This is a genomic window from Pseudomonas sp. EGD-AK9, from assembly GCF_000465935.2.
Taxonomy (GTDB): domain Bacteria; phylum Pseudomonadota; class Gammaproteobacteria; order Pseudomonadales; family Pseudomonadaceae; genus Aquipseudomonas.
This window is the reverse complement of record NZ_AVOF01000314.1, coordinates 1-3,727: the sequence shown is the minus strand read 5'-3', so window position 1 is coordinate 3,727 and position 3,727 is coordinate 1. Positions and strand designations below refer to the sequence as shown.

General features: G+C 67.3%; 4 protein-coding genes and 1 pseudogene. All 5 read right to left on the bottom strand.

The genetic code is table 11. The features are described 5' to 3' along the window. Positions 1 to 82: 82 nt before the first annotated feature. Positions 83 to 400 carry a hypothetical protein gene (locus N878_RS14860; protein ID WP_021444415.1) on the bottom strand — a complete coding sequence of 106 codons (318 nt, stop codon included), beginning with the start codon at positions 398 to 400 and terminating at the stop codon, positions 83 to 85. Beyond that, complete coding sequence (gene fliS, locus N878_RS14855; RefSeq protein WP_021444414.1) at positions 384 to 782, bottom strand: flagellar export chaperone FliS; 399 nt, start codon at positions 780 to 782, stop codon at positions 384 to 386. The genes N878_RS14860 and fliS overlap by 17 nt, the downstream gene beginning before the upstream one ends. Next, on the bottom strand, positions 782 to 2,077 hold the full coding sequence (gene fliD, locus N878_RS14850; protein WP_031303223.1) for a flagellar filament capping protein FliD: 1,296 nt from the start codon (positions 2,075 to 2,077) through the stop codon (positions 782 to 784). Before fliD ends, fliS begins: the two co-directional genes overlap by 1 nt. A gap of 267 nt (positions 2,078 to 2,344) precedes the next feature. Then, complete coding sequence (locus N878_RS14845; RefSeq protein ID WP_021444412.1) at positions 2,345 to 3,241, bottom strand: peptidoglycan DD-metalloendopeptidase family protein; 897 nt, start codon at positions 3,239 to 3,241, stop codon at positions 2,345 to 2,347. A 185-nt stretch (positions 3,242 to 3,426) separates the two neighbouring features. Beyond that, positions 3,427 to 3,727: pseudogene (locus N878_RS14840) on the bottom strand (response regulator); the annotation flags it as partial.

Sequence of the window (3,727 nt, the reverse complement as noted above, 5' to 3'; positions counted from 1 at the left end):
GGGCGAAACCGGCCGGCAGCGCTTCGCCGAGCGGGCCGCTCAGGGGCGCCCGGGTATTCGGATTGATCGGCTGCAACACGCGTTATCTCCCACCTTGAAACTGATCGACGCGCAGGTAGGCGCTACGCCCCTCGGCGTATTCCAGGTGCCTGAGCAGCATCTGTCGCACCCGCTCGCATTCTTCGGCGCAGGCCACGCGTGCCTGGCCGTGCAGCTGTTGCAGACGCCGCCGCGCCTCGCGCACCTCGTCGCTGAGCGTCGGCAAGCCGGCCAGCAGTTGCAGGCAGGAGCGGATCAACCCGTCGATCTCGCCGATCCGCGTCCAGTCGCCCTGCGCCAGCGCCTCGGCCAGTTGGCCGTGCAGCTGCTGCAGCGCGCGCAGTTCACTTGCGCGCGGCATTCACGCCTTCCCAGCCTTCGCGCAGCACGCCGAGCAGGCCGACCACCTCGTCCAGGCCGTCCAGCGACAGGCTGACGCTGACGTCGGAGAGGCGGTAGATGCAGTAGTCGTAGAGGCGCGCCAGGCCCTGTACGGTCTCGCCGCCGTTCTCGTAGTCGAGGGCGCCGTTGAGCCCATTGAGGATGTTCAGGCACTTCTCCAGCGACTGGCCCTTCTGCTGGTAGCGCTTGGCCTCGATATGGCCGCGGGCGCGGGCCAGCTCGTCGAGCAGGCCGTCGAACAGCACCAGCACCAGCTCGTAGGGCGAGGCCGCGGCGGCACGCGCCTCGAGGTCGACGGTGCGGTAGCTGTCGTAGCTTTCGTTGAGGTTGTAGGCAGTCATCAGAACATTCCGTAGGTCTGCTCCATCGCCGCCATGGTCTGCATCAAGCTGGTGTACTGGCGGAGATAGCGGTTGTAGTAGGAGTCGTACTGCTTCTGGATGTTGTCGAACTGCTGGTCGACCCGGCGCAGCTGAGTGTTGAGGGTGTCCTTGCGATTGGTCAGCAGGCCGCCGGCGCTGCTGGTGTACACCGCCAGGTTCTTGTCCAGGGTGTCGAGCAGGTTGCCCTTGTCGGTGAACAGTTTCTCGAAGCCTTCCGGATTGGCCGCCACGGCCTTCTCGAAACGGGCGTTGTCGATGGTCAGCTTGCCGTTGCGGTCGGCGACTATGCCGAACTCGGTGAGGCTGGCGCCGCCGAACGAGGTGCGCACCAGCTGGTTGAGCATGGTTTCGATGGCGCGCACGCTGGCGTCGCCGGCCAGGGCACCGCGGCCGCCGCTCTCGCCGCCGCTGGCGGTGAGCGAGTCGAAGCTGCTCATCAGCGCGTTGAAGGCGCTGACGAAGGACTGCGCCTTGTCCTTGGTGGCCTTCTGGTCCTGGCCGATATCGATGGTCAGCGGGGTGTCACCGCTCTTGTGCGCCTTGCTGAAGGTCAGGCTGACGCCGTCGATGATGTTGTCGAAGGTGTTGCTGGTGCTGGTCAGCTCGATGCCGCTCTCGCCGCCCAGGCGCACGATGGCGTCCTTGGCCACGGACAGCTCCTGCTTGCCCGCCACCGCGCCTGCAACCGCGACGTTGCCACTGGCGCTCAGGCTGATGGCCTGGTCGGCGCCGGTCTTCTCGCTGGTCAGCACCAGGTTGACCTGGCCGTTGCTGCGCACCAGGGTGGCCTTGACCCCGCTGTTGTCGCCGGCGTTGTTGATCGCCGCGGCCAGCTCGTCGAGGGTGCCGACGCTGCTCAGGTCGATGGCGAAGGCGTCGCCGCCTTGGCCGATGCTCAGGCTGCCGCTGCCCAGGTCGCCGTCCTGCAGGCCCTGCAGGGCGATCTGGCTCTTGCTGGCGAGCTGCTGGACGAAGAAGTCGTAACTGCCGGCCACCGCCTTGCTGCCCACCGTGGCGCTGGCATAGCCCTCCTGGCTGAAGCTGGCGCTGTTGACCAGCATGCTGCTGCCGGCGAGCTTGAGCCCGCTGGCCGCGGTCTTGAAGGTCTTCAGCGCGGTATCCAGGGTGGTCAGGGCGGACAGCTGCGCCTTGTAGGCCGCCTGGTTGCGGTTGGTCTTGGCCAGCTGGCCCTGCACTTCATATTGGGCCAGCTGGGTCGCCATGCTTTGAACGTAATCTGAATCGATAGCCATAGTCGGACACCCGTTTTCCTGTGAGGTAGCAATAGCGGTGCCAACAGCTGAAACCCTTGATTTAGAGGGCTTTAGGCGTTCCGCCAGGTGAAAGATCCTTTCCGCTCGCGGGACCGCGGACGACGGGCGGAAGGCCGCCTTCCGCCTGCGCCGCGCAATGGGCGGACGTGCCCCTTACACAGGCGACGCAGCGGCGACCCGGCTTAAGGAAAAGGTGGGGATAGGTTATGAGCGGCCGGGTAGAAGCCGGCTGGGGGAGGGGCGGCGCTATTCGCCGCCGACGGCGAAGTTGGGCAGGCTGTCCACCGGCTGGCGGAAGCTGAAGGGAATCGACTCAACCGCCAGGCCGACGTTGCGCTGCACCACGAAGTGCAGGTGCGGGCCGGTGCTGTTGCCGGTGTTGCCGGAGCGCGCCAGCAGGCTGCCGGTCTCCACCCGCTGGCCCTCGCGCACGGCCACCGAGCCCTTCATCAGGTGCAGGTAGACGCCCATGGTGCCGTCGTCGTGGAGGATGCGCACGAAGTTGCCGGCCGGGTTGTTGCCGCGCCCGCTCTGCTGGTTCTCGGTCTTCACCACCACGCCGCCGCGCGCGGCGACGATGGGCGTGCCTTCGGGCATGGCGATGTCCATGGCGTAGCGGCCCTTGGGGGTGAAATGGCTGTACTTGCCGCCGGCGCCCTGGGTCAGGCGGAACGGGCCGCCGCGCCAGGGCAGCGGGTAACGGTGGATGCTCGGTTGCAGGCGCGGGTCGCCGAGGGCATAGCGCAGCCTGGGCTTGTAACGCAGCGGCAGGCCGGCCTCGCGCGGCGCCAGGGTGGCCAGGCGGATCTTGCTGCGCGGCGGCAGCACCCAACGGATCGGCTTGTCCGGCGCACCGACGGCGTTCTCCACCTGTTCCAGGCGCAGCTCGATCTCCACCGGGGCGTACAGGTCGTTGCGCACCAGCAGGGTCTCGCCGGCCTGGTGCTGCTTGGTCTCCAGCTTCACCTGGTTGTCCAGGCGCTCGACCATGCGGTCGCGGAACACGAACACCTGGGCGCCGGGCGCCGCCTGGTCGCTATAGGTCACCACGCCGTTCTGGTCGACGTACTTGTAGATGGTCAGGGCAGCGGCCTGGCCGCTGAGGACCAGCAGGCTGCAGAGGAAAATCAGACGCCCTAGCATAACGACTCGGATCTTATGGCTTTTCGATATCCGGGCTAGCAAGGCTAGCAGCGCCTGCGCGGCCGTGCCAGGCGCCGAGCCTCGGGCTGTGAACCGGCTCACCGCCGTCGGTCGGCCGGGGGCGGGGTGTTTCGGGGCAAGCGCTGCATCTTTCCCCGGATCGCATCCGGGCTAAGGCGGCGGGTTCAGGCGCCGGGAACGAAATGCTTCTGCGCGGTGCCGCGGGCGATCAGGCGTGACAGGTAGTCGAGTTTCTGCGGGTCGCGGTCGACGAAGCGGAAGCTCAGTTGCAGCCACTCGCTGGCAGGCGAAGGCTCGAGCGCCGCCACGGCGTGCAGGTAGCCGTTGAGCCGGGCGGTCTCGGCCGCCTCGCCCTGCTCCAGGTCGAGCACCGCACTCTCCAGCACCTGCGGCAGCTGTTCGGTGCGCTTGACCACCAGCAGCGCCTCCTTGAGGCTCAGCGCCTTGATCACGCAGGCCATGCTG